Source organism: Ruminococcus sp. (assembly GCF_019423705.1).
Lineage (GTDB): Bacteria > Bacillota > Clostridia > Oscillospirales > Ruminococcaceae > Hominimerdicola.
In genome coordinates this window covers 40,590-64,974 of the sequence record NZ_JAHZAX010000005.1, presented here as the reverse complement: position 1 = coordinate 64,974, position 24,385 = coordinate 40,590, and the positions used below count along the sequence as shown (strand labels likewise).

Sequence of the window (24,385 nt, the reverse complement as noted above, 5' to 3'; positions counted from 1 at the left end):
AAATGTTTGATACAAAAATACTCGGCACAGATGATGAAAGCATAAAGGCCGCCGCAAAGCTTCTCGCCGACGGCGAAGTTGTCGGTATGCCGACGGAGACTGTTTACGGTCTTGCCGCAAATGCTTTTGACGAAGCTGCGGTGCGCAAGATATTCGCCGCCAAGGGCAGACCTGCCGATAACCCGCTCATCGTGCATATCTCTGATATCGTTCAGATAGAAGAGCTTGTAAATGAAGTGCCAAAGCTTGCAGTAAAATGCGCAGAAAAATTCTGGCCGGGTCCACTCACAATGATAATGCCCAAGTCAGATACAATACCAATGGTCACAAGCGGCGGACTTGATACTGTGGGCATAAGAATGCCGTCACATAAGGTGGCAAGAGCCCTTATCTCCGCCTGCGGCTTCCCTATCGCCGCCCCGTCGGCAAACCTTTCGGGCAGCCCATCGCCAACAACGGCTCAGCACGTCCTTAACGATATGCAGGGCAGGATACCTGCTATAATCGACGGCGGTGCTTGCGGCGTGGGCGTTGAATCAACTGTTATAAGCTTTGAGGGCGACAGCATAAGGCTTCTGCGACCGGGCTTTATCTCCGCCGAAGATCTTATGGAGATAACGCCCAACGTGCTTATTGACAAAGGCGTGCTTGAAAAGCTGGGCGAGAATGTGAAAGTCCGCTCCCCCGGAATGAAATATAAGCACTATGCCCCGAAAGCTGACGTCACCATAATCGACAGCAGCCTTGAGGCTTTCAGAAGCTTTGTCAAAGAAAATGCCGATAAAGACACCACCCTTATGGTCTTTGCCGACAGCGATTGCGACGGGCTGGATATACCCCACCTTTGCTATGGCGCAACTGACGAAGAGCAGGCGAAAGAGCTTTTTGATGTGCTCAGAGAGCTTGACGATATCGGCGCAAAGAAAGTATTCGCACGCTGCCCAAATAAGGACGGCGTAGGCCTTGCAGTCTATAACCGACTGCTGAGAGCCGCAGGCTTTCAGGTGGTGAAGCTCTGATGAAAGTTATCGTTGGTTTGACAGGACAAAGCGGCGCAGGCAAGACCACAGTCTCAAAAGCCTTTGAGCAGCAGGGCTTTGACATCATAAACTGCGATATCATCGCCCGTGAAGTCACCCTGTCGGGCAGCGATTGCTGCAAGCAGCTTGCAAAGCTTTTCCCACATTGCTTTGACGAAAATCTCACCCTTGACAGACGAAAAATGGCTGAAACAGTCTTTTCCGACAAGCAAAAGCTCGATATGCTCAACAGCAATATCTACCCTTTCATAAATCAAAGTATCAAAGAGCGCATTGCCGCTTCAAAAAGCAGTTTTATACTTCTTGACGCACCCACCCTTTTTGAAGCTGGCGCCGATAAGCTTTGCGATACGATCGTGAGCGTTGTTGCGGATCATAACACAAGGCTTGCACGAATTGTGGAAAGGGACAATATCCCCAAAGAGCTTGCGCAGAAGCGTTTTGCTTCACAACACACAACGGAATTTTTCAAAGAGCGCTGCGAGTATGTTATCGAAAATAACGGCAGATTTGATGAAACTGCGGATAAAACACGCAGGGTCATAAATAATATAAAGGAAAGATACGATAAAAATGGCGGCTAATGCAAAAACCAGACGTAAAAAGAAACGGCGGCTGAAAAAAGGCCCTGTTATAATAGCGGTCATTCTGCTTTTGAGCGGCATAGGCTTTATAGTCTCACTTTATCACGAGCAGATAATAAAAAAAGCAAAGGATATCCCAAATTCCTTTTCATATCCCACCGACTATGAAGAGTATGTCATAAAGTATTCAAAGAAATATGACTGCGACCCCGTGCTGGTGTTCTCGGTTATAAAAGTCGAAAGCGGCTTTGATAAGGACGCCGTGTCGTCCGTGGGCGCAAGAGGTCTTATGCAGCTTATGGAGGACGCATACGACTGGATAAAATATCGCCTTGACGATCAGCGTGACAACAGCTATGACGATATGTTCGACCCAGAGCTCAATATCCAGTATGGCACATATTATCTCAGCTACCTTATGGATAAATATGACGGCTCCATAGAGCTGACAGCGGCGGCATATCATTGCGGAATGAGCCTTGTTGACAGTTGGATAGAGGACGGCACAGTCGATCCCGACAACTTCAACGAGAACGATATCCCAAACGAAAACGACCAGACCCAGAATTACGTCAGAAAAATACGCCGTGCCTATGATAATTACAAGGATATCCTTGCAAATGACGGCGATATAACGGAAGCAAATTAAAACCGAGAGTATTAGCAAATCCGAACAAATGGGACGTCGAGGACGCCGTCCCCTACAATGCTTTTATGTAGGGGCGAACAGTGTTCGCCCGTTTGTGAACTTGCTTTTTACAAATATATCAATAACATAAAGTTTATCTAAGTAAGGAGGAATTTACAATGGATAACAAGAAAAAAGAAAAATCCGAGGGCGAAAAGCTTGCAGAAAAGCTTCTTTCGGATAAGAAAAACGGCGGACTTCGCCTTAGCGATGACAAGATCAAAAAGGCCGATAAGTTCTGCGAGGGTTATAAAAGCTTTCTGAACAAGGCCAAGACCGAGCGTGAAGCCGTTATCGAAACAGTCGCACAGGCTGAGGAATCAGGCTTCAAGCCATATGAAAAGGGCAAGAAGTATTCCGCAGGCGATAAGTTCTATTTCGTAAACAGGGGCAAGGCAGTTATCCTCACAGTTATGGGCAAGGACAGCCTTGAAAAGGGTATCAGACTTGCGGCAGCTCATATCGACTCCCCTCGTCTCGATCTCAAGCAGAACCCGCTTTATGAGGACAAAGAGCTTTGCCTTTTCAAGACCCACTATTACGGCGGTATCAAGAAGTATCAATGGACGACCGTTCCAATGTCTCTACACGGCGTTATCATCAAGGCTGACGGCGAAAGCGTAGCAGTAAATATCGGTGAGGACAAGGACGACCCTGTTTTCTGCGTAACAGATATCCTGCCCCACCTTGCAGACGCTCAGATGAAGAGACCTGCTCCGCAGCTCATCAAGGGCGAAGAGCTCAACCTGCTCATCGGCTCGAGACCTTTCAAGGACGATAAGGTGTCAAACAAAGTAAAGCTCAATATTATGGCTATCCTCAATGAAAAGTACGGTATCGTCGAGGACGACTTTGTCTCCGCAGAGCTTGAAGCTGTTCCGGCTTTCAAAGCGCAGGACGTTGGCTTTGACAGAAGTATGGTAGGCTCATACGGACAGGACGACAGAGTTTGCGCATACACAGCTTTGCAGGCTATCCTCAAGTGCAAAGACCCGAAAAAGACTTGTATGACAGTCCTCACAGATAAGGAAGAAACAGGCAGCGACGGCAACACAGGCCTTAACAGCTCATATCTGCCATACTTCATCGCCGACCTTGCAAAGGTATACGGCCTTGAGGGCAGAAACGTTATCTCCGCTTCTGAGTGCCTTTCCGCAGATGTAAACGCAGCCTTTGATCCAACATTTGCAGAGCCATTCGAGATCAGAAACTCATCGCAGATCAATTACGGCGTCGTTGCCACAAAGTTCACGGGCGCAAGAGGCAAGTCAGGCACATCTGACGCTTCCGCAGAATTTGTGGGCAGAGTAAGAAACCTCTTTGACGAGCACAACATCGTTTGGCAGACAGGCGAGCTTGGCAAGGTAGACGGCGGCGGTGGAGGAACTGTCGCACAGTATATCGCAAACCTTGATATGAACGTTATCGACGTTGGCGTGCCAGTCCTTTCAATGCACGCTCCATTCGAGATAACATCAAAGATCGACACCTATATGGCGTACAAGGCTTTCTCTGTTTTCTTTGCAGACTGATCTAATAACAGCATAAAGCAAATTATCCGCTTTTCCATTTTCGGAAGAGCGGATTTTTTTGCGCCAAAATTCAGATAAAAGCAATTGCTAATGCGACAATTTTTACACCTGACAAGTTGTAAAATAGTAAAAGACAACAAAGAAAGGCAGGCGCAGACTTATGAAGATTTACATAGATATCCTGCTTATCACAAACGGGATAATGACATACATAATGCTCTGCGCCCTTTGCAGGATAGTTCATCAAAGGGTCAAACCCCTGCGAATGTTCGCCGCCAGCGCCCTTGGCGGGCTCTTCTCCCTTGTGATAGTAATAAACAGCGGCGGATTTTTCACCGCCCTGCTCATCGTACTGCTAAAACTCACAGGGGTCGCCGCAACGCTGCTGACAGCTTTTGGGCTGGGCAGCTTTTACAGCCGCCTGCGCTATTTTCTCATATACCTCGCCGTCTCCACCCTCTTCACAGGTGCGGCGGTGACGATATGGCAGCTTTCAAAAAGCAAGGTAATATTTTTCCGCAATCTGACGGTGTATTTCAACATCTCCCTGCTAGACCTCGTGCTCTCCACCGCTGCCGCATACGGCCTGCTGACGGTCTATGAGATAATAACACGCAAAAGCTTCAACAGGGCTGCAAAGTACGAAGCCGTCTATGAAAACGGCGGCTATGTCATAAAGCTCCCTGCGGTGTGCGACAGCGGCAACAGGCTTTGCGACAGCTTCACAGGCACCCCCGTGGTGGTCTTTTACTGCGATGAGCTTTTCTATCATTACGACCTTGACCGTGACGACCCCGAGACCTTAAGCGGCTTTAGACTTATCCCCTTTTCCACAGTAAACGGCGGCGGACTTATCCACATCACCGCCGCAGGCAGCGTAAAGATAATCGACGAAAAGGACAATATCCGCACCCTGCGATGCTATGTTGGCATTGTCCCCTCAAAGGGCAAAAAGTCACGAGCGATCTTCAATCCCGTTCTGCTCAGTTGAATATTTTACATAAATATAAATATAAACATATACAGGAGGAAAAAATGCTTTCACTAATTAATTATCTGAAACTCGCCGATAACATACAAGGCTTTATCCAAAAGCTTTTTGCCGATGATAACGACCAGCAAAATTGTATCGACTATCTCAACGGCTCCGACTCTCTTCCGCCGCCCCTTAACAAAGAGGAAGAAGCCAAAGCTTTCGAGCTTCTCGAAAAGGACGAAAAAAAAGCCCGAGAATTGCTTATCGTGCATAATCTCAGGCTTGTGGTATATATCGCAAAAAAGTTTGAATCAACAGGTATCGGCATTGAGGACCTTATCTCCATTGGCTCAATAGGCCTTATCAAGGCGGTGAACACGTTCTGTCCTGCCAAGAATATCAAGCTCGCCACCTATGCCTCACGCTGCATTGAAAATGAGATATTAATGTTCCTGCGCAAATCCGTGCAGTACAAAAACGAGATATCCATAGACGAACCACTAAATGTGGATTGGGACGGCAACGAGCTGCTGCTCTCCGATATCCTCGGCACAGACGATGACACAGTCAATCGTGGCATTGAAAGCGAGGTCGAAAAACAGCTTCTCCGCCAAGAAATAGAAAAGCTCGAGCCAAGAGAAAAACAGATAATGGAAATGCGTTTCGGGCTTTCCGGTACAAAGGAAATGACCCAAAAACAGGTCGCCGACGAGGTTGGTATTTCTCAGTCCTATATCTCACGGCTTGAAAAGCGCATTATAAAGTCCATAAGAAAAAATCTCGAAAAGATATGCTAACCCTATTCCTTACGCAGATTTTGTATCCTGCCACGCTCACGCTCCGTCAAGATCGCCTTGACGGCGGTGTACTTCTTTTCTGGCACAGGCAGTATCTTGCCATTCGTCAACTCAATGCGAAGCCTGCTTATCCTTGCGACGTAATCGGGGTTCACAAGATAGCTTTCGTGACAACGCACAAAAAGATCGCTGTACCGCTTTTCGATGAGCCGCAAACTCTGCACAGACTCAAAGCTGCCGTCAATGGTGTGTACAACGGCGTGTGTGCCCTTTGTCTCCGCATACATCACCCACGACCAGTTGAGATACACCAGCGACTTGTCCGTGCTGTTTATGATAACACGCTTTGAACGCTCCATACCCGCCAGCACCATTTCGGAATAAGAGTCCTCATAATGCACAGGGTAAATGTTGTCACGCTCATCATAGCGAATGGCGTTTGAAATGTGACAAAGCCGAATGTATGGCACGCCGTTCTCCACCACCCAAGTAAGATGTATCCGCTGCTTGACACGGTTCATACTGCTGTCCGGCCAAATGGTGTCCACCAAGAACATCATCACGATCTCAAACACCGTGCTGCTTCCCATTGCCAGCGGCACAACAGTAAGATTATTGAGCACGAATTTAAGCTGGTGCTGCTCTGCACCGAAAGCCGCCACAAGGGCTTCCCTCGTCCTTATGATCTGATTTTCCGCCGGCCCTATCCACATAACGTCCCTATGACAAGCGTCAAGAAAAGGCTTTATGTCGTTGTCATAATATCTCGTGAGCACAGATTCCGATAACTCGCTTATTTCCTGTATTTTCATTTTTGTTCCCCCATTATGTCATCTCTAACAAGTTATTTTTTATAAAATATAAGTTATTTTTATATATTATATTGCAAAATAACGAAAAAGTCAATATAATATACATATGCAATATTGTCCTAGACAATATAAAATATCCCCATTATCACAAGCAAACTCCCAAGCGATCCACGGGGGCTTTGTTTGTAACACAAGTTATTTTTGCAATTGATTTGCAAAAAAAAAAAGCTCTGCGGAATTTCTCCCTCCGCAGAGCTTTTTCTTTATTGTTTAATTAGTTTAGTAAAGCTTTCCGTTCTTCTTGTAACCGCCGTCAGCCTCGGAATATTTAAGGCACATAAACTGCCACTTGTAATTCCATTGTGGGCTGTCGTATACCTTTTCGCCGACTTCAAGCAGATAAGTCACGCCGTCGATCTTTATCTCGCCCCAGAAGTGCTGTCCGCCGCCTCTGCGGTTGCCCATAACAAGGTTTGCGTCATAGCCGAGATAAACCATCATTTCAACCAGCGCACCGTTGTAATCTGAGCATTGACCCTCTTTGTAAACAAAGATGTTCTTGCTATGCGAAGCCGTCGGAATCCTGCCGTACTTCATATTCTTTCTTATCCAGTCCGCAGTATATTCAACTTTCTTTGCCGCCGACCAGCCGCTCTTGAAGTGCTTTGAAGCAAAGTTCTTGAGTATCTTCTTCTCTTCCGCCGTCAAAGTGTGCTTTGAAGTCTTTGTGGTCTTGCCCTGAACGTTGTATATCTTGTAAGTGCTGTGGCTCTTCTTTGTTGCCGCATTAAGTCTCGATATGGTGTTTATCTTGCATTGTATGCCCGTCCAACCGCTGTAAACCACCTTGCCGTTTATTGTCTTGTAAGACCTCATCTTGAAGTGATAATTCTTTGAACCCGAAAGGTCTGACTTGGTGTAAGAAGTCGTGCTGTTCTTTGTTATCTTCTTGAGCTGAACATAATCATTATAACAGTCTGTCGGCATACTGTAATAATTGTTGTGCGGGATAGTCCATTCATCGCCCTTGCACCAGTATATCTGATATCCCTCAGCCTTTGTGTTCTTGTTCCAGCTTATTGTAACTTTCTTATTGTAAGCCTTAACAGTCATCTTTGGCGTGGATATCTTCGTGTTGCCCTTTACAGTCGTGTAAGGTCCAAGCTTTGAGTTGTATTCAAGCTTGACAGCATAAGTGTAACCCGTTGCCTCAGAAAGCTTCTTGTCAGTATAGCTTGTGGAGCTTGTAGTTGTCAGAAGCTTGTAAGACTTTTTCTTTGAATCATAGCGGTAGACTTTGTATTTGCACTTGCCCACCTTGCTCCAGCTGAGCTTTACAGAAGTTGTAGAATCCGCAGTAGCCTTCAGACCCTTTGCCTTTCCAAGCACGATCTTGAAAGAAGCTGAAGCAGAACGGCTGCCCGTGTAGTTGCTTCCAAGAGTAACAACAGCGTTTGCCGTGCCCATATTCGTGTTATTGTAATATGTTACAGTATAATCAGAGCTATTGAGCACCTTTCCGTCCGCCTTGACAACAAGGCTCGGCTTAACAGCGCTGCCCGTGTAATCGGCGTCAGCGATCTTTGATATCTCAACCTTTGAAACAGCTTTCGGACTGATAGTGAAAGGCACAGTAACATATCCCGTGTAACCGTTCATACCAATAACGGTCATATAACCCGTGCCGGCGTTCACATTGTTTGTGTATGATACATTATAATCAATGCCACGTCTCAGCACCTCGCCGCCAACTGTAACAACAGGCGCAGGAGTCTGGGAATAGCCAGTGTAAGTGCAGCTGCCGACTGAAATGTTCTCGCTTGATATCTCAGCCTCTACAACATAATACTCAAAGCTTGTGCTGCCTTCAAAATTGCCCTTACTCCATATCTCAAGGTAATGCCAGCCAAGCTCGCCGCAGTCGTCCTCATATTTGATCTCATAGTCAACGCCCTCAGTCAGCACAACACCGTTGTATGTAACAGTCGGCTTTGGCTGAACAGGCTTTCCGCCGCAGTAGCTCTGTTCGTATTCACATTCGATATCTGTCCAGTAAATGTTCGCAGGGGTAATGTTGAAATTTTTCGTAAAGCTTCCCGTGTAACGGCCGATACCCGTGAAAGTAGCCGTCGCCGTGCCTGCGTTTATGTTGTTTTCATAAGTGACAACATAATCCTCGTCCTCATTGAGCCAATAATAATTGTCGCTATCCATAAGATAGTAACCATAAAGCTCCTTTGCCGTGCCGTCATAAGTCTGGTCACCGTCATACCAAGTCTGATACATATCCTCCGTAAGTTGGATAAGCTCGCCGTCCTCCGATGTGTAAAGGCTGACGTCCTCTCCGCCGACAGGGATCTGCTCCTCCGCCTCTGCGCCGAAGCATACCACCGCACTTTGAAGCGCAAGGCATACCGCCACAGCCGCCGTAAGCGTCCGCTTAAATAACTTCATATTCTTTTTCCTTTCCGCTATAATTTTCCCGACTGTAAAAACAGCTTATACAATAACTTTATCACAAAATCGTCACATTGTCAAGAAAAATATAGCAAAAAAATGAAAATGAAAAGTGAAGCAGAAAAAAGCTGCATTATAAAATAAAAAATATTTATTGTATTTTTAAGGGTCTTGTGTTATACTTAATAACGTCAAGATACCAAAGCCGAAATAGTCGGCTGGAAGGGAGACAAAAATGGCAATAGAAAAGATATTTGCGGTCATTCCCGCCTATGAACCCGACGAGAAAATGCTCGGCGTTATCGACGATATCTCACAGCGGACAGATTTTGATATCATCGTCATAAACGATGGCAGCAGCCCCGATAAGGCTGAAATTTTCGCCCAAGCCCAAAAGAAAGCCACCGTCCTCACCCATAAAGTGAATATGGGCAAAGGCAGGGGCATCAAGACCGCCCTTGAATACATAGAAAAAAATACCCAAGGCGAGGCAGGCATCGTCATTGCCGACGCCGACGGCCAGCATAAGATTAAAGACATTATCCGCATAGCCCAAGCTCTCAAAACCAACCCCGATAATCTTATTATGGGCTGCCGCAAGTTCACAGGCAAAATTCCCCTGCGCAGCAAGTTCGGCAATAACGTCACAAAGTTCGTGTTCTCCTTCGCCGCAGGGGTAAAGGTCAGCGACACTCAAACAGGACTGCGTGGCTTCTCTTCAGAGCTTATCCCCTTTATGCTATCGATAAGCGGCGATAGATACGAGTTCGAGATGAATATGCTCCTTGAATGTGCCCGTGAGAACATCGGCTTCTTTGAAGTGCCAATCGAAACAGTATACCTGGGCAAAAACGAGTCCTCTCATTTCGACCCTATCAAAGACTCATTCCGCATTTATAAAGACATACTGAAATTCTCAGGCTCTTCCCTGCTGAGCTTCTGCGTGGATTACATCTGCTTCACCCTCTTCTCGCTGATAACAAAAAGCATTGTGGCTTCAAATATCTGCGCAAGAGTCATAAGCTCCGCCTTCAATTTCGGAATGAACAAAAAATTCGTCTTTAAAAATAAGGAAGGCATTGCAAAAACAGCGGCGAAGTATTTCCTCCTTGCGGCATTTATCCTCGCCGCAAATACAGTCTTGCTCAAACTGCTGGTAAAGTATGTTATCCACAATCAGTATATCTGTAAAATAATAGTTGAAGTGCTGCTCTTCTTTATAAGCTGGGCGGTACAAAAAAGCTTTGTTTTCAAAAAGAAAAGAAAGGAGATAGCAGACTGATGTCTGAAAAAAAGACCCAAAAAGCAAAAGTAAAGCAAATGCCCGTGTGGGCAATGATATTGACCGACACCCTGCTGACCGCCGCAGCGATCGGCGTGTTTATGCTCTTTGACTATGTATTGCCCCAGAGCTCAGGCGTAAAAGGCGAGGTGATAGCCACCGCCGATAGCGGAGCGCAGACAAAATTCACACTGCCAAACGCCGATACAAGCACCTCCTCAGAGACCTCTGACGACAGCTCATCGCAATCGCAAACAGATACAAACAGCACCCCGGTCACCACCACAGCACCTCAAACGGAGACCGCAACCACCACCCTCCGCACCGAGCAGCGTGACCATAAAAACTGGGGCAATCAAGATACCGCCGATTACCTCTCCGACCAAAACGCTGTCAGCAGCATAACTAACGCCGCTATCCAAAGCGAAAAGCTTGGCGAGTCCACCACAGACAACGCACAAGTGACGGTCTATAAAAAATCTATCGGCGAAGGCTCAGATAAGATAACCTATTACGTTGCCGACGTCTACGTCACCGACGCCAGCGTTATAAAGACCGCCTTTGCGGAGGGCACTTTCGGCAAGAACATCAAAGACAGCGTTTACAATATGGCGACGGAAAACAACGCTATCTTCGCAATAAACGGCGACTTTTACGGCAATTCCGAGCGCAGTATCGTAATAAGAAACGGCGTAAAATATCGTGACGACAATAACGACGCCGACGTCTGCGTGCTCTTCACCGACGGCACCCTAAAGACCTATTCCCCGTCCGAATACAACAGCGATGAGATCATCGCACAAGGCGCTTGGCAGGCTTGGAACTTCGGCCCAGCCCTCCTTGACGGCAGCGGCAACGTCCTCAGCACATTCAATACCACATCATATCTCAACAGCCAAAACCCACGTTCAGCCATAGGCAGCGTGTCCGCAGGCCATTACGTTTTCGTCACCGTTGACGGCAGAATGGAAGGCTATTCAAGAGGTGCGACCCTCAGCGAGCTTGCCGCAATTATGTGCGACGAAGGCTGTCAGAGCGCATTTAACCTTGACGGCGGAAAGTCCGCACTTATGTACTTTGACGGCAGCATAATAAACCAGCCCGACGGCGGCGGACGTGACCTCAGCGACATTATCTATATAGGAGGCTAAAAAATGAAACGACTGTCAAAACTGCTTCCGCACCTCACAATAATCCTTGCAGGAATGTTCATCGTGTTTTGGATACTAGATATCCTCAACCCCACAATGAATTTCATCAACCGAAAGATATCGAATAAGCTTTTGCTTATCTTCTGTATCTCGGCGATCGTTACTGCTATCCTTGCGGTGTATAACCAGCGCAAAAACGAACGCATTGAAAATTCCGACAAAATCGAAAAACAATAATACGAACATCACACGGGCGACCTTTGGTCGCCCACTTTTTTTGCACTCGACTTTTTATCCGCACGATCGCCCCACATATCTCACCATAAAAATCCCCTGCATAGTACCACACACTTTGGGAATAATTATATTATCAAAGTTCAGGAGTACGCTATGCAGTATAATAAAGTCGAGATCAGCGGAGTAAATACAAATGATTTAAAGACATTAAAGGAGTCAGAAAAGCTTGAACTGCTGAAAAAAGCCCACGCAGGTGACAAAAAAGCAAGAGAGGAGCTTATAAACGGCAATCTCAGACTGGTGCTGAGCGTTTTGCAAAAGTTCGTCAGCCGCTGCGACTCCCCCGACGACCTCTTCCAAGTCGGCGTCGTGGGACTTATCAAAGCTATCGACAATTTCGATACCAGCCTTGACGTGCGCTTTTCCACCTATGCCGTGCCGATGATAGCAGGCGAGCTGCGCCGCTTTCTCCGTGACGATCAGCCGATGAGGGTCTCACGCTCCCTCCGTGACCTTGCCTATAAAGCAATGCAGGCCAAGGAGCAGTTCATCTGCGAAAATCAAAAAGAGCCCACCGTGGAGCAGATCGCCGAAAGCATAACCGAAAAGCCCAGCAGCGTTGTGATCGCCCTTGCAGCCATCACCGACCCCGTCTCCCTCTATGAGCCCGTATATTCCGATAACGGCGACGCCCTCTATGTGGTCGACCAAGTCAGCGATAATTATGATGACAAAAGCTGGCTGGAAGAGCTCTCCCTCAAAGACGCAATGAGCAGCCTGCTCCCCCGTGAGAAAAATATCCTCTTCCTGCGCTTTTTCAAGGGTCAGACCCAAGTGGAAGTGGCAAAAAGTATCGGCATATCCCAAGCCCAAGTGTCAAGGCTCGAAAAAGGCGCTTTGGAGCGTATAAAAAGCCACCTGTAAAGTTAGCCCTATTCAGAAATTTCGACATTTTTGAATAATAATCATATAAATTAATGTTTAATCGTAACATTTCAGTTAACTCAATCTGAATATCTTCGCATTTCATTGCCCAACTAACGCCCGTTTGCTATAATTAGCATATGAACGAGTTCATTTAAATGAGTTTATTCGTGACAAAATTAAGGAGTATCGGGCAATGTTTGCAAACAGAACAGTTCTTATTGCCGAGACCTTTGACGGACAGCACCGCAGCCTTGCAAAATGCCTTGAAGAGCGTGGCGCAAAAGTCCGGCTGTGCGACCGCAGCAAGATCTCGATAGAAATAGGCGCAGTTAAATATTCTCCCTCCATAATCGTGGCCGATTGCTGTATGTGCGGCTGGGAGGAGACCCTTGCCTTTGCAAAAAAGCTCAGAGAAGCCGATATCGAACCGATATTCTATAACATCTACACCTATGAGGATAACGAAACTATTCGTGTGCTCCTTGACGACGCAAGCTTTGTGAATATCAGCGCCCCATACAGCGCCGAAGCCGTCTGTGAGGATATGATAGCAAGACTTAACGCCATACCCATAAACGTGGTCAAGTTCAAAGAGCAAGCACATAAAAGTGTGTCAGAACTGCTCATATCGCTGGGCATTACCCCGAGGAGCGTTGGCTATGATTATATAAGGTATATGGTGGGCGTGCTGCTCTTTACCGATAGAAACAGAATTCTGCGCACCTATCAGCTTTACGATATGGCAGCCCGCCGCTATAATATGCCCCTTGATAAGTTCAATAAAACAAGGCAGAGCATAGAGCGCAGCGTGCGAATATCCATAGGTTCAGGCTAGAAAAGAGCCACCCCAGCAGATAAACAGCGCTATTTCCCCGACAATGCCGCAATAGATAAAAAGCCGTCCAATACAGAATTTATCACAGGCATAGCAGATATAGTCCTAGAACAGTTCGCCGATGCGTTTGACAAATATTATTCAACAAGGGATACAGACAAATAAAAGCCTGTATCCTTTTTATATTTTACACTCCGCTGTTGACAAATTACGAAAATATGGTATAATGTAAACAGAGGAAGTGAAGCTTTGGAACAGGCTAAAAAGCGAGATCATAAGATTTTTATTACGGATACTGCAATAGAAAAAGTTGAAGAAGTGAAGTTGTCAGATTTTTCTGAAGCGCAGTCACATTCAATGCAGCATAAGCATAAATAATTGCTTAAATTATCTAAAGAAGATAATAACAGCGATGAAGTTCTCTTTATTGATGATCTTAGTTTTAAAAGCGAAGTAAAAATAATGGGCGATGAATTTTCTGTTATACCAGCAGAAAATTCCTTTGCTGTGTCGGTTGTCCGAAACGCACAACGTCAATCTCTTGTGTATATGCACAATCACCCAAGCACAAATAATTTTTCCGTTGCAGATATAGATACTTTCATTTGCGAGGGCGCAATAAAAATTATGACAGTCGTTACAAATCAAGGCGAAGTTTATGTGCTGAATAAAGTGCAGGGATATGAATATACTAAGGCAAGAGAACTAGTAAGAGACGTTTTTGAGACTTTTCCCGAAGATGAAGAGATCGACAACAAAGAATTTGTAAGAAGATTTTTAAAGAAATGCAATAAAGGAGGTATCGAATATGCGAGATCAAAATAAGAAAATAAAAAATATCGACGATAAGCCGAAAACAAGAAGTGAGATCGCCAAGATGATACAGGATATGTTTGATACTGACGAAAACGGCGACCCCGAAAAGGGCAAAAAAGAAATAGCATAATTTTAACTATCCCATTCATCAGACAACCCATAATGTGCATAGAATCTAACAAAGTTCTATGCACATTTTTTATGGAGGGTCGAATATGATATGCAGTTTTTCAAGTCTCAGAAATAAGGAAGTCGTCAATATGAAAACAGGGCTAAAGATCGGCTATGTGGACGATATCGAAATGGATACTGCAGGGGCGAATATCGTCTCCCTTATCGTCTATGGCAAGCCACGAGCCTTCGGGATTATGGGTCGTGACGAGGATATCGTCATAAAATGCTCCGATATCGAGCTTATCGGCGAGGATACTATACTCGTTCGCTTTGATGATAGTGCAGTATGTACAAAGAGTCGAACTTATAAAGTCGAAAATTTGTTGAAATAATTGTTCATAGGTACTTGAAAAAAGCACGGGAATGTGATATAATATTAAAGCAATTCGCACGGATAGGTTATCGCTGTTGGTCCTGGCATAAGCTAGGTGAAGGCGGTCAAAACCGTCCGGAGGATAAGACATCTGCTTTTGCAGAAATTTAAAACCAAACAGGAGGTTACTACAATGGGAGTAGTATCAATGAAGCAGCTTCTTGAAGCTGGCGTACACTTTGGTCACCAGACAAGAAGATGGAACCCTAAAATGGCTCCATACATTTTCACAGAAAGAAACGGAATTTACATCATCGATCTTCAGAAGACCGTAAAGAAGCTTGAAGAAGCTTATATGTTTATCCGTGATATCTCAGCTAACGGCGAAGAGGTACTTTTCGTAGGTACTAAGAAGCAGGCTGGCGATTCCATCAAGGAAGAGGCTCTCAGAGCTAACGCACACTATGTAAACGCTAGATGGCTTGGCGGTATGATGACAAACTTCAAGACTATCCAGCAGAGGATCAAGAGACTTGAGCAGCTCCACACAATGGAGACAGACGGCACATTCGACCTTCTCCCTAAGAAGGAAGTTGTTAAGCTGAAGCTCGAGATCGAAAAGCTTGAAAAGTTTATGGGCGGTATCAAGAATATGAAGAAGCTCCCAGGCGCACTTTTCGTTGTTGACCCAAGAAAGGAAAAGATCGCCGTTGCAGAAGCTAAGAAGCTCGGTATCCCTGTTGTAGCTATCGTTGACACAAACTGTGATCCTGACGATGTTGACTACGTTATCCCTGGTAACGACGACGCTATCAGAGCAGTTAAGCTTATTGCTGGCTGTATGGCTAACGCTATCATCGAAGGCAGACAGGGCGAGGACGCTGACTCTGCTGAAGAAGCAGAGAAGGTTGAAGAAGCTGACGAGGCTGCTGAATAATAGTATGAAATTTCAGGCAGGCATTTATTATGATATTTGTCTGCCTTATTTCGGTATAAATCACTTTTAGGAGGAATAAAAATGGGAAAGGTATCAGTATCTGAGATCAAAGAACTTATGACAGCCACAGGCGTAGGTATGATGGACTGTAAGAAAGCACTTGTTGAAGCTGACGGCGATATGGACAAGGCTGTTACACTTCTCCGTGAAAAGGGTCTTGCAACACAGGCTAAGAAGAGCGGAAGAGTTGCTGCTGAGGGTATCTGTACAGCAGTAGTAAAGGGCAACGTAGGCTGCGTTCTCGAAGTTAATATCGAGACAGACTTTGCTGCAAACAACGAAGAGTTCAAGTCATTCGTTGCAGCAGTTGCCGACACAATTATCGAAGCAAACCCAGCTGACGTTGAGGCTCTCAAGGCTACAAAGATCAGCGGCGGCGACAAGACAGTTGAGGAAACTCTCCAGGATCTCTTTATCAAGATCAGAGAGAATATGGTAATCAGAAGATTCAAGAGAATGGAAGGAATCCTCGTTCCTTACGTTCACGGCGCTGGCAGCATCGGCGTTATGGTTAAGCTTGACTCTGATATCGCAGCAGACAACGCAGAGCTCCTCGCAGCAGGCAAGGACTGCGCACTTCAGGTCGCAGCTATGAACCCTCCATACCTTAACAGAGCTTCTGTTCCAGCTGACGCTCTTGATAAGGAAAGAGAGATTATGCTCGCACAGATGGCTGAAGATCCTAAGATGGCAAGCAAGCCAGAGCAGGTTAAGCACAAGATCATCGACGGCAAGATCGGCAAGTACTATTCTGAGAACTGCCTCCTCGAGCAGGCATTCGTTAAGGACGATAAGGTATCTGTTGGCAAGTACGTTGAGTCAGTTGCTAAGAACCTCGGCGGCAAGATCGACGTTGTAGAGTTCGTTCGTTTCGAGAGAGGCGAAGGCGTTGAGAAGAAGGAAGACAATTTCGCTGACGAAGTTGCTTCAATGATCAAGTAATCAAAAGCCAATATAAAGAAAACTCCCCTTGGAATTTCCGAGGGGAGTTTTTTTATTGCTCAAACATAAGATTACCGAACTTGTAATATGAATTTCTCCATCTTATTCCAATCACCAGTAGGGGCGAACATCGTTCGCCCGCTTTTTGACAAAATAAATCACATCACACACAAAAAAACGGGCGATCATCACACGCCCGTTTTACGCTATCTATCAGCTTTTGAAATATTCAATAACATCATTCAAACTGTCCACCTTTTTGTACACCATTGAAAGTATCTCCTCCGTCGGCGCAATAAGATCGGGCACCATTATGGGTATCATACCAGCATTGTGCGCCGCCTTTATGCCGTTGTAAGAATCCTCGATCGCCACAGTATATTGCGGACGAACCCCCAGCTTCTCACAAGCCAGCAAATATATCTCAGGCTGCGGCTTTGAATGCTTTATCATATCGCCGCCGATGATGACCTCAAAATACCGCAGCAATCCAGCCCCCTTGAGGTTGGCTATAACGCCATTATAAGACGTCGACGAAGCCAGCCCTACCTTGACCCCACACTCCTTCAAAAAGCTGAGCAGCTCCACAGCACCGGGCTTCAAAGGCAAACCGCCCTCGGAAATGATCTCCGAAAAGACCTCCTTCGCCTCCTTGTAAAGGCTCTCAATTGACACCTTGTCGCCGTAGGCCTCCTCAAGAATGGCCATAGTGTCAACGGTGCTCCTGCCAATGCACTTCAAAGCATTTTCACGAACGTTCACAAGGCCGTACTTCTCCCCAAGTTTCTCCCAGCTTGCAAGCCCCACCTTTTCGCTGTCAAAAATGACCCCGTCCATATCGAAAACCACGCCGTCAATGTTGCCTAAATTCCACTTTTCTGCCATTTTACACCTCTATTTGAAATACATATATAAATTGCACTTTATCATTCCGTTGTAAAGCTTGCGCTTCTTGTCCGCCCTCTTGCCGAAAAAGCTCTCAAACTCCTCGTGTGGCGAAATGATATAGCAAGGGTTCTCTCTCGAGGGCGCCAAACGCTGACCCATTTTCTTGTAAAGCTCCTCCGCCTCACGAAGCACCAACATTCTCTCACCATAGGGCGGATTGACAATTGTTATCGCCCCGTCGATCTGCTTGTACTTTGCAATATCCTGCTGCTTGACCTCCAGCTTTGAACCAACGCCGGCCTTTTTCGCATTGTTCCTCGTCAGCTCCACCGCCATATCGTCCACATCAAAGCCAAATGCTTTGAAACTTCCCTGCCTGTCAATAGCGGCCATAGCCTCCGTGCGCACGTCCTGCCATATCTCCTGTGGTATCTGCTCCCAGCTCTGAGCCGCAAAATTTCTCCTCAAACCAGGCGCAACGTTCAAAGCCTTGTAAGCCGATTCGATAAGAAACGTTCCCGAACCGCACATCGGGTCAACAACGATAGAATTAGCCCTCACCCTAGCAAGGTCAACGATTCCTGCCGCCAAAGTCTCCTTGATAGGTGCGTCGTTGGAATTTCTCCTGTAACCACGCTTGTGCAGACCCACCCCCGTGGTGTCAAGATATATCGTCGCAATGTCCTTGTGAATGGCGAACTGTATCTGATGCTTGGCCTTGATCTCCTCAAAATAGCTTATGCCATAAGCCCTCTCAAGGCGCTTTACGCAGGCCTTTTTGATTATCCTCTGACAATCCGGGATAGAATGCAGCTTTGAATTCAGCGAGTGCCCCTTAACAGGAAAAGCATCCTCCCTGCCGATAAAGTCCTCCAGCGGCAGCTTCATAACGCCGTCAAAAAGCTGCTCAAAGCTCTCCGCCCTAAAGCTTCCCAGCTCGATAAGCACCCTCTCGCCTGTGGCTATCCACATATTCGCCTTTGCCATCGTGACCATATCGCCGTCAAAGCTGATCTTTCCGTCCGTGGTGTTAAGGTTCTCGCCGCCGATCTTTTTTATCTCGTAAGCCAGCACGCCCTCAAGCCCAAAATGGCAAGGAACGCACAAGCGCAAATTTTTCTCCATAAATTATTTCCTTTCAGAAAAAGCCTCCATAACTTAATGGAGGCTTTTATACTTTAATGATTTCCGCTGCAATACTCAGGCTCGTTGGATTTCTTGTAATAACCCGTAGCCGTGCTGTAGCAAGTGTTTGATGCAAGCTTGCCCGTCTTAGTGCAGTATGTCAGCTTTTCAACCGAGTCAGGCATCTTGAAAGTCTTGTCGAATGACTTGTGTTTTTCATTTTCCACAACATCACCAAACACATTCTTCCAAATAGCGCCGATATTCTGATATTCATTAGTCGGGATAGTCTGCGGATTTTCGTAACCTATCCAAATGCCCGAAACATAGTCCGGCGAACAGCCCACGAACGTAAGGTCATACCAGTCAGATGAAGTACCCGTCTTGCCCACAAGATCAGTATTGTTGAGCTTAGCGTAACGACCTGTACCCTGCTGATTATTGATAACGTTCTGCATCATTCTGTTCATAACATAAGCCGTAGATTCGCTTATAGCCTGCTTGTATCCGTCGCTCTTCTCGTAGATCGCATTGCCGTCAGCGTCCTCGATCTTAGAAACGTAAGAAACGTCATACTTCTTGCCGCCGTTGCCGAAGATCATATAAGCGCCCACAAGCTCTTCAAGCCTTGTACCGTTTGTAAGACCACCGACAGTAACAGGCGAATAGTCAGCGTCCTTGTCCGTCAGCGTCGATATATCAAGCTTTTCCTTGAGGAAGTTGTAAGAATACTCTGGCTTCATCTTCTGAATAAGCTGAGCAGGAAGTGTGTTGAGCGATCTCGTCAGCATTTCCCAAGTCGCAAGATACTGACCCGACCAGTTCTCACTATCGCCCGTCTCAGAGTAGTTTACAGGCCATTTCGTGTCCTTACCCTTGACCTTGATAGTGATAGGCTCGTCCTTGAACAGCGTTGACCAAGTCATAAGGTCTTGATCCAGCGCTGGCGCATAAGAAGCGATAGGCTTGATACAAGAACCCGGCGAACGTGTTGCGTCCGTCGCAATGTTGTAAACTCTCGACTCAGTCTTTTTGTCTCTGCTGCCCACAACAGCCTTTACATTGCCTTGATAGTCCATAGCGATAAAGCCCGACCAAAGCGTGTCGTCCTCTTCGCTCATCTGATAAGTCGTAAAGTTGCTCTGCTTCTGCATTTCCTTCTCGACCTTCGTCTGCATATCTCTGTCAACAGTAGTGTAAACAGTAAATCCGCCGTCATAAAGTCTCTGAGAAGCCTCAGAAGTCGAAATGCCATAATAATCAGCAATAGTCTGAATAGTCTCGTTTATAGCAGCGTCCATAAAGTAAGATGTAGGACCCTGATCCTTAGTCTCGTCCTCATAGATCGTCACACTTGAATACTCGATATCACCCGTGATCTCAAGCTCATAATGCAAAGCGTCGTTATATTCCTGCTCGGAAATAGCACCATTTTCCAGCATATGGTCAAGAGTGTACTTCTGTCTTATCTTGTTATTTTCAATGCTGTCATAAGGGTTGTTAGCCGCAGGGGCACTTGTCATACCTGCAAGAGAAGCTGCTTCCGCAAGATTAAGCTCCGAAACGTCCTTGCCGAAATAGAAGTTAGCCGCAGCCTGCACGCCGATGATATCATACTGCTGAGTAGTCAGCGGCACAAGATTAAGATAGCTTTGCAGGATATCTTCCTTTGTGTAAGTCTTTTCCACATTTATAGAACGGAATATCTCTCGAATCTTACGCTCGATACCCTCGATAGAATCTCTCGAATCATCGCCCGTGATGTTCTTGATAGTCTGCTGAGTTATCGTCGAACCGCCGACCTTTCTGTCGCCGTATATCGGGATAAATACGTTGATAAACGAAGCAAAAGTACGCTTAAAGTCAACGCCGTCGTGAGAATAGAATCTCTCGTCCTCAGTGTAAACGAAAGCGTCCTGCACATATTGCGGTATCTGCTCAAGATCAGCCCAAACAACGTGCTTGTTCGTATTTTTCAGCGCATAGTAAAGATCATATTCCTGCGAATCCTCGTCGCTCTCGTCGTAATCGGGATTGACGGAAAGGAACCTCGAAATATTGCTGGTCTGGGTCTTGTCAAGGCTGATAGTCGTGGTGGTGTCCGCAAAATTCAGCACATAGATAGTCAAAACCGTGGCAAATATCGAGCAGGTGATTATAACGATAAGAAAAATCGACAAAAGCGCCGTTCCTATTATTTTAAGCACCCTCACAGCCGGATTAGTGGTCTTTTTCTTTTTCCGCTTTTTAGCTGCCGTGTTTTTTATTTCATCCATAAATTTAACCTTTCGTATTTAAGCCGCACCGCAAAACTATGCAGCACCGCCTTTATTTTTCTTGATATTATTATACCACATACGAATAAAAAAGTTAAGTGTTTTCCAAAAATCTTTAGTTTTTGCTAAGGATTTTGCTAAATACGACAATAAAAAAGGCAGAGTTTGCCCCTTAAACTGTCATTTCTCACAAAATAAAAAACGAGGGCGATTTCTCGCCCCCTTGAATTTTATTGCTTATTCAGCGTCCTCTTCAGCCTCGTCTTCAGCAGGAAGCAAAGCTCTCATAGACAAGCTGATCCTCTTCTTATCCAGGTCGATCTCTGTGATCTGGCAGTCAACTACCTGACCAACAGTAAGAATGTCGGCAACGTTGTTGACTCTCTGATTAGCGATCTGAGAAATGTGGATAAGACCGTCAATGCCGTCAATGATCTGAGCAAATGCGCCAAAGCTTGTGATGGAAACGATAGTAGCCTTAACGACCTGACCAACTTCATAGTTAGCCTTGAAGATCTCCCAAGGATTCTCAGAAGCCTTCTTGTAGATGAGAGATACCTTCTTGGTCTCATCGTCGATATCCTTGATAGTTACTGTGATCTTGTCGCCAACAGAAACAACGTCTGATGGGTGCTTGATCCTGTTCCAAGAAAGATCCATTCTTCTGATAAGACCGTCAACACCGCCGAGATCAACGAATACGCCGTAATCTGTGATAGACTTAACTGTACCCTCGACCTCAGAACCGATCTGAGCTGTCTCAAAGAACTTAGCCTGAGCTGCTGCTCTCTCTTCTCTTGCTACTGCACGGATAGAACCAACTGCTCTCTGCTTAGCCTCGTTTACTTCAAGGATCTTGAAGTTTACTGTCTGCTTGAGGAGCTCGTTGAGATCAAAGTCTCTTCTAGGAGCAGCCTGTGAAGCAGGGATAAATACCTTAACGCCGTTAGAAGAAACGAGCACGCCGCCCTTAACAACGTTTGTAACTGTGCCTGTAAGTGTAGCGTCAGCTTCCTTAGCCTCAACGATCTTCTGGAAACCGAGAACTGCGTCAACCTTCTTCTTAGAAAGTGTAACGATGCCTTCCTGATCGTTTGTCTTGAGAACGATAAGGTCGATCTTGTCGCCTACGCTAACGATATCCTCAGGCTTCTTTGTAGGATCATCGGAAAGCTCAGATGCAGGAATATAGCCTGTGTGCTTTGTTCCGATATCTACGGCAACCTCACCGTTATTGATATCGGTGACAATGCCCTCAACCTTCATTCCCGTATGTATTTTTTTCAGAGTCTTTTCAAGTTCCTCCTCAAAATTAAATTCTTCGTCAACATTGTTCAACATTTCACTCATGGTCTGTTGTACCTCCTTGATTATATAAGCCGGCGTCGATGCCCCGGCAGAAATCCCGATAAATTTTGCACCTGATAAGTCAATATTACAAGCTTTTAGTCCATCGGCGTCCTCTACAAGGAAGCATTTGCAGTATTCATCGCAAATAGCTTTCAGCTTGTGAGTATTGGAGCTGTGCAGTCCTCCGACGATCATCATAATGTCGGCAGCCTTCGCAAGCTCTGCCGCCTCCTTCTGTCTTTCAGAAGTTGCGCTGCAAATGGTGTTGTACACCACAGCACGAGGCAGATACTTCACAAATAGCTCTTCGCACTTTTTCCACATATTCTTATTATACGTCGTCTGCGCCAAAATTGCAACCTTTTTTGATGAAAAATCCTTCTCTTTCACCAAATTTTCAAAATCGTCACAAGAGTTGAACACATAACTCTCTCCACGGCAATGACCTCTTATCCCCATAATCTCTGGGTGAGAAGCGTCTCCCGCAATGAGAATCACATAACCCTCTTCCGACTTCTCGGCAGCGATCTTGTGTATCCTGGCAACGAAAGGACAAGTGGCGTCAACAATTTCAGCGCCTATCTCCTCCAGCCGCCTGTATACATCACGCCCAACGCCGTGAGACCGAATGACTACTGTCTGGTCTTTCTTGACCTGCTCAAGCTCCACAGGGTAAACCCCTTTCGCCTGCAAGTCCGAAACTACGTTTGGATTGTGAATAATTGGGCCTAACGTTACAACATTATTTCGGTTATCTAATTCATTATACACTATTTTTACGGCTCTGTCTACACCAAAACAGAAACCTGCGGTCTTTGCAACGCAAATTTTACACTTTGTTAACATTTAATGTACCAGCTCCGTGATATTTTTCATAATTTCATTCTTCATCGTCTTGAGAGCGTGAGGATCAGTTGAATTTACGCCCACTTCCGAAGGAATGATAGGCTTGCCGAATCTCACGATAACTCTCTTTCTGAACTTGAGCTTGCCCTCGAAGTTGATACCAACAGGCACAACAGGCACCTGAGCCATTGCCGCAATAAGCGCAACCCCCGTCTTGCCCTTGCCGACCTTGCCGTCCTTTGAACGTGTACCCTCTGGGAAAATAACAAGGTTCCTGCCCTTTTCAAGCTTCTCGATAGACGTATCGATGACCTGCGTGTCGCCCTTTCCTCTCGTAACAGGGAAAGCGCCGAAAGCCTTTATAAGCAGCGTAAAGAACACGTTCTGATGAAACAGCTCCTCTTTCGCCATATAAGAAAGGGGCACTCTCGTGGGCAGCGCAATGAAAACAGGGTCTTGATAGCTCCTGTGGTTTGAAGCGAAAATATTTCCGCCGTCCTTCGGTATATTCTCCGTGCCTTCAAACGTGATGTTGTAATAAATATGATAAATACCGATAACGATGTATCTCAGCACCGTGTACCAAAACATATGGAAATGTCCCAGCCTATGGCTCTTTGAAACAGGTCTCAGCGGAGCGATCTCTTTAAGCCTGCGCTCTTTTTTTTTAGTCTTTTCCGTAATGACCTTGTAAATGGCCTCAACGCTCTCCTCAAGGTTCAAGCTCGTGGTGTCAACTTCAACAGCGTCATCAGCCTTTTTCAGCGGAGCGATCTCCCTGTGGGTGTCATTATAATCACGCTGTATGATATCCTGCAAAACTTCATCGTATGTAGACTTGTCGCCCTTTTCCTGCAATTCCTTGAAGCGTCTCTCAGCCCTCGCCTCTGGTGAAGCCGTAAGGAATATCTTTACCTGCGCATTTGGCAGCACCACCGTGCCGATGTCACGACCGTCCATAATGATGTTGTTTTCCGCCGCAATGCCCTTTTGCAGATCAAGCAGAAACTCTCTCACTTCCGGTATAGCCGATACCTTAGAAGCCCCCATTGATATCTCGGGCGTCCTTATCTTGTCCGAAACGTCCTCATCGTTGAGCATAACCCTCTGCCCTGCCTCCGTATAGCAAAGCTTTATGGATATCTCACCCAGCAAAGGCTTCACCTGCTCAGCCTCTGCAAGGTCAGCCCCATTGCTCAAACAGTAATAAGCGATAGAGCGATACATCGCCCCCGTGTCAACATAAACATACTCAAGCTTCTTTGCCACCGCTTTCGCAATGGTAGACTTTCCTGCTCCGGAAGGTCCGTCAAGCGCAACGTTAATTCCCATTTTAAAAA

Annotated in this window: 24 protein-coding genes; 17 read left to right on the top strand and 7 right to left on the bottom strand. The window is 46.0% G+C overall.

Annotated elements, in window-relative coordinates; all coding sequences use genetic code 11:
• Nucleotides 1-2: 2 nt before the first annotated feature.
• From QZ371_RS05440 to sigE, 6 genes are all read left to right on the top strand, one after another.
• On the top strand, nt 3-1,019 hold the full coding sequence (locus QZ371_RS05440) for an L-threonylcarbamoyladenylate synthase (RefSeq protein ID WP_295210438.1): 1,017 nt from the start codon (nt 3-5) through the stop codon (nt 1,017-1,019).
• Nucleotides 1,019-1,624, top strand: a complete 606-nt coding sequence (gene coaE / locus QZ371_RS05435) for a dephospho-CoA kinase (RefSeq protein WP_295210436.1) — start codon at nt 1,019-1,021, stop codon at nt 1,622-1,624. Before QZ371_RS05440 ends, coaE begins: the two co-directional genes overlap by 1 nt.
• Nucleotides 1,614-2,273, top strand: coding sequence for a lytic transglycosylase domain-containing protein (locus tag QZ371_RS05430; RefSeq protein ID WP_295210434.1), 660 nt, complete (start codon nt 1,614-1,616; stop codon nt 2,271-2,273). Before coaE ends, QZ371_RS05430 begins: the two co-directional genes overlap by 11 nt.
• A gap of 158 nt (nt 2,274-2,431) precedes the next feature.
• Nucleotides 2,432-3,844, top strand: coding sequence for an aminopeptidase (locus QZ371_RS05425; protein WP_295210432.1), 1,413 nt, complete (start codon nt 2,432-2,434; stop codon nt 3,842-3,844).
• A gap of 160 nt (nt 3,845-4,004) precedes the next feature.
• Nucleotides 4,005-4,835, top strand: a complete 831-nt coding sequence (locus QZ371_RS05420) for a sigma-E processing peptidase SpoIIGA (RefSeq protein ID WP_295210430.1) — start codon at nt 4,005-4,007, stop codon at nt 4,833-4,835.
• Nucleotides 4,836-4,879: 44 nt separating this feature from the next.
• On the top strand, nt 4,880-5,617 hold the full coding sequence (gene sigE / locus QZ371_RS05415) for an RNA polymerase sporulation sigma factor SigE (RefSeq protein WP_295210428.1): 738 nt from the start codon (nt 4,880-4,882) through the stop codon (nt 5,615-5,617).
• A 2-nt stretch (nt 5,618-5,619) separates the two neighbouring features.
• Here sigE and QZ371_RS05410 read toward each other — a convergent pair whose 3' ends face one another.
• Both QZ371_RS05410 and QZ371_RS05405 read right to left on the bottom strand, forming a co-directional pair.
• A complete protein-coding gene (locus QZ371_RS05410; protein WP_295210426.1) occupies nt 5,620-6,429 on the bottom strand; it encodes a LytTR family DNA-binding domain-containing protein in 810 nt (269 codons plus the stop codon).
• Between the two features lie 279 nt (nt 6,430-6,708).
• Nucleotides 6,709-8,883 (bottom strand): transglutaminase-like domain-containing protein, encoded by a 2,175-nt coding sequence (locus QZ371_RS05405; protein WP_295210424.1) that lies wholly within the window; start codon nt 8,881-8,883, stop codon nt 6,709-6,711.
• A gap of 238 nt (nt 8,884-9,121) precedes the next feature.
• Between QZ371_RS05405 and QZ371_RS05400 the strand changes: the two genes are divergently transcribed.
• From QZ371_RS05400 to tsf, 11 genes are all read left to right on the top strand, one after another.
• Nucleotides 9,122-10,168 carry a bifunctional glycosyltransferase family 2/GtrA family protein gene (locus tag QZ371_RS05400; RefSeq protein WP_295210422.1) on the top strand — a complete coding sequence of 349 codons (1,047 nt, stop codon included), beginning with the start codon at nt 9,122-9,124 and terminating at the stop codon, nt 10,166-10,168.
• Nucleotides 10,168-11,319 carry a phosphodiester glycosidase family protein gene (locus QZ371_RS05395; protein ID WP_295210420.1) on the top strand — a complete coding sequence of 384 codons (1,152 nt, stop codon included), beginning with the start codon at nt 10,168-10,170 and terminating at the stop codon, nt 11,317-11,319. Before QZ371_RS05400 ends, QZ371_RS05395 begins: the two co-directional genes overlap by 1 nt.
• 3 nt (nt 11,320-11,322) lie before the next feature.
• Entirely contained in the window at nt 11,323-11,556 is a 234-nt protein-coding gene (locus tag QZ371_RS05390; protein ID WP_295210419.1) for a hypothetical protein, read from the top strand.
• A gap of 153 nt (nt 11,557-11,709) precedes the next feature.
• Entirely contained in the window at nt 11,710-12,480 is a 771-nt protein-coding gene (gene sigG / locus QZ371_RS05385; RefSeq protein ID WP_295210417.1) for an RNA polymerase sporulation sigma factor SigG, read from the top strand.
• 196 nt (nt 12,481-12,676) lie between these two features.
• The gene (locus QZ371_RS05380; protein ID WP_295210415.1) at nt 12,677-13,318 is read left to right on the top strand and encodes a sporulation initiation factor Spo0A C-terminal domain-containing protein; all 642 of its coding nucleotides are present in this window, start codon (nt 12,677-12,679) and stop codon (nt 13,316-13,318) included.
• A 249-nt stretch (nt 13,319-13,567) separates the two neighbouring features.
• On the top strand, nt 13,568-13,696 hold the full coding sequence (locus QZ371_RS05375) for a hypothetical protein (RefSeq protein WP_295210413.1): 129 nt from the start codon (nt 13,568-13,570) through the stop codon (nt 13,694-13,696).
• Nucleotides 13,697-14,143 (top strand): hypothetical protein, encoded by a 447-nt coding sequence (locus QZ371_RS05370; RefSeq protein ID WP_295210412.1) that lies wholly within the window; start codon nt 13,697-13,699, stop codon nt 14,141-14,143.
• Nucleotides 14,127-14,264 carry a hypothetical protein gene (locus QZ371_RS05365; protein ID WP_295210410.1) on the top strand — a complete coding sequence of 46 codons (138 nt, stop codon included), beginning with the start codon at nt 14,127-14,129 and terminating at the stop codon, nt 14,262-14,264. Before QZ371_RS05370 ends, QZ371_RS05365 begins: the two co-directional genes overlap by 17 nt.
• An 85-nt stretch (nt 14,265-14,349) precedes the next feature.
• Nucleotides 14,350-14,640 (top strand): YlmC/YmxH family sporulation protein, encoded by a 291-nt coding sequence (locus tag QZ371_RS05360; protein WP_295210408.1) that lies wholly within the window; start codon nt 14,350-14,352, stop codon nt 14,638-14,640.
• A gap of 174 nt (nt 14,641-14,814) precedes the next feature.
• Nucleotides 14,815-15,558 carry a 30S ribosomal protein S2 gene (gene rpsB, locus QZ371_RS05355; protein ID WP_295210406.1) on the top strand — a complete coding sequence of 248 codons (744 nt, stop codon included), beginning with the start codon at nt 14,815-14,817 and terminating at the stop codon, nt 15,556-15,558.
• Nucleotides 15,559-15,639: 81 nt separating this feature from the next.
• Complete coding sequence (tsf, locus tag QZ371_RS05350; protein ID WP_295210404.1) at nt 15,640-16,560, top strand: translation elongation factor Ts; 921 nt, start codon at nt 15,640-15,642, stop codon at nt 16,558-16,560.
• A gap of 213 nt (nt 16,561-16,773) precedes the next feature.
• Here the strand turns inward: tsf and QZ371_RS05345 are convergent, their stop codons facing one another.
• From QZ371_RS05345 to cmk, 5 genes are all read right to left on the bottom strand, one after another.
• Entirely contained in the window at nt 16,774-17,445 is a 672-nt protein-coding gene (locus QZ371_RS05345) for an HAD family phosphatase (RefSeq protein ID WP_295210403.1), read from the bottom strand.
• A 9-nt stretch (nt 17,446-17,454) separates the two neighbouring features.
• Nucleotides 17,455-18,573, bottom strand: a complete 1,119-nt coding sequence (locus QZ371_RS05340) for a class I SAM-dependent RNA methyltransferase (protein ID WP_295210401.1) — start codon at nt 18,571-18,573, stop codon at nt 17,455-17,457.
• Between the two features lie 53 nt (nt 18,574-18,626).
• Nucleotides 18,627-20,849, bottom strand: coding sequence for a transglycosylase domain-containing protein (locus QZ371_RS05335; protein ID WP_295210399.1), 2,223 nt, complete (start codon nt 20,847-20,849; stop codon nt 18,627-18,629).
• Nucleotides 20,850-21,086: 237 nt separating this feature from the next.
• Complete coding sequence (locus QZ371_RS05330; RefSeq protein ID WP_295210397.1) at nt 21,087-23,045, bottom strand: bifunctional 4-hydroxy-3-methylbut-2-enyl diphosphate reductase/30S ribosomal protein S1; 1,959 nt, start codon at nt 23,043-23,045, stop codon at nt 21,087-21,089.
• On the bottom strand, nt 23,046-24,377 hold the full coding sequence (cmk, locus tag QZ371_RS11565) for a (d)CMP kinase (protein ID WP_366558701.1): 1,332 nt from the start codon (nt 24,375-24,377) through the stop codon (nt 23,046-23,048).
• Between the last annotated feature and the right edge of the window lie 8 nt (nt 24,378-24,385).

Bases quoted from the DNA above. Each gene is read 5' to 3' on its own strand.
- QZ371_RS05380 (WP_295210415.1), top strand. From the start codon at position 12,677: ATGTTTGCAAACAGAACAGTTCTTATTGCCGAGACCTTTGACGGACAG.
- QZ371_RS05425 (WP_295210432.1), top strand. From the start codon at position 2,432: ATGGATAACAAGAAAAAAGAAAAATCCGAGGGCGAAAAGCTTGCAGAA.
- QZ371_RS05395 (WP_295210420.1), top strand. From the start codon at position 10,168: ATGTCTGAAAAAAAGACCCAAAAAGCAAAAGTAAAGCAAATGCCCGTG.
- QZ371_RS05390 (WP_295210419.1), top strand. From the start codon at position 11,323: ATGAAACGACTGTCAAAACTGCTTCCGCACCTCACAATAATCCTTGCA.
- QZ371_RS05430 (WP_295210434.1), top strand. From the start codon at position 1,614: ATGGCGGCTAATGCAAAAACCAGACGTAAAAAGAAACGGCGGCTGAAA.
- cmk (WP_366558701.1), bottom strand. From the start codon at position 24,377: ATGGGAATTAACGTTGCGCTTGACGGACCTTCCGGAGCAGGAAAGTCT.
- QZ371_RS05340 (WP_295210401.1), bottom strand. From the start codon at position 18,573: ATGGAGAAAAATTTGCGCTTGTGCGTTCCTTGCCATTTTGGGCTTGAG.
- QZ371_RS05410 (WP_295210426.1), bottom strand. From the start codon at position 6,429: ATGAAAATACAGGAAATAAGCGAGTTATCGGAATCTGTGCTCACGAGA.
- tsf (WP_295210404.1), top strand. From the start codon at position 15,640: ATGGGAAAGGTATCAGTATCTGAGATCAAAGAACTTATGACAGCCACA.
- QZ371_RS05335 (WP_295210399.1), bottom strand. From the start codon at position 20,849: ATGGATGAAATAAAAAACACGGCAGCTAAAAAGCGGAAAAAGAAAAAG.
- sigG (WP_295210417.1), top strand. From the start codon at position 11,710: ATGCAGTATAATAAAGTCGAGATCAGCGGAGTAAATACAAATGATTTA.
- QZ371_RS05440 (WP_295210438.1), top strand. From the start codon at position 3: ATGTTTGATACAAAAATACTCGGCACAGATGATGAAAGCATAAAGGCC.
- QZ371_RS05330 (WP_295210397.1), bottom strand. From the start codon at position 23,045: ATGTTAACAAAGTGTAAAATTTGCGTTGCAAAGACCGCAGGTTTCTGT.
- QZ371_RS05345 (WP_295210403.1), bottom strand. From the start codon at position 17,445: ATGGCAGAAAAGTGGAATTTAGGCAACATTGACGGCGTGGTTTTCGAT.
- coaE (WP_295210436.1), top strand. From the start codon at position 1,019: ATGAAAGTTATCGTTGGTTTGACAGGACAAAGCGGCGCAGGCAAGACC.
- QZ371_RS05365 (WP_295210410.1), top strand. From the start codon at position 14,127: ATGCGAGATCAAAATAAGAAAATAAAAAATATCGACGATAAGCCGAAA.
- QZ371_RS05400 (WP_295210422.1), top strand. From the start codon at position 9,122: ATGGCAATAGAAAAGATATTTGCGGTCATTCCCGCCTATGAACCCGAC.
- QZ371_RS05360 (WP_295210408.1), top strand. From the start codon at position 14,350: ATGATATGCAGTTTTTCAAGTCTCAGAAATAAGGAAGTCGTCAATATG.
- rpsB (WP_295210406.1), top strand. From the start codon at position 14,815: ATGGGAGTAGTATCAATGAAGCAGCTTCTTGAAGCTGGCGTACACTTT.
- QZ371_RS05420 (WP_295210430.1), top strand. From the start codon at position 4,005: ATGAAGATTTACATAGATATCCTGCTTATCACAAACGGGATAATGACA.
- QZ371_RS05405 (WP_295210424.1), bottom strand. From the start codon at position 8,883: ATGAAGTTATTTAAGCGGACGCTTACGGCGGCTGTGGCGGTATGCCTT.
- sigE (WP_295210428.1), top strand. From the start codon at position 4,880: ATGCTTTCACTAATTAATTATCTGAAACTCGCCGATAACATACAAGGC.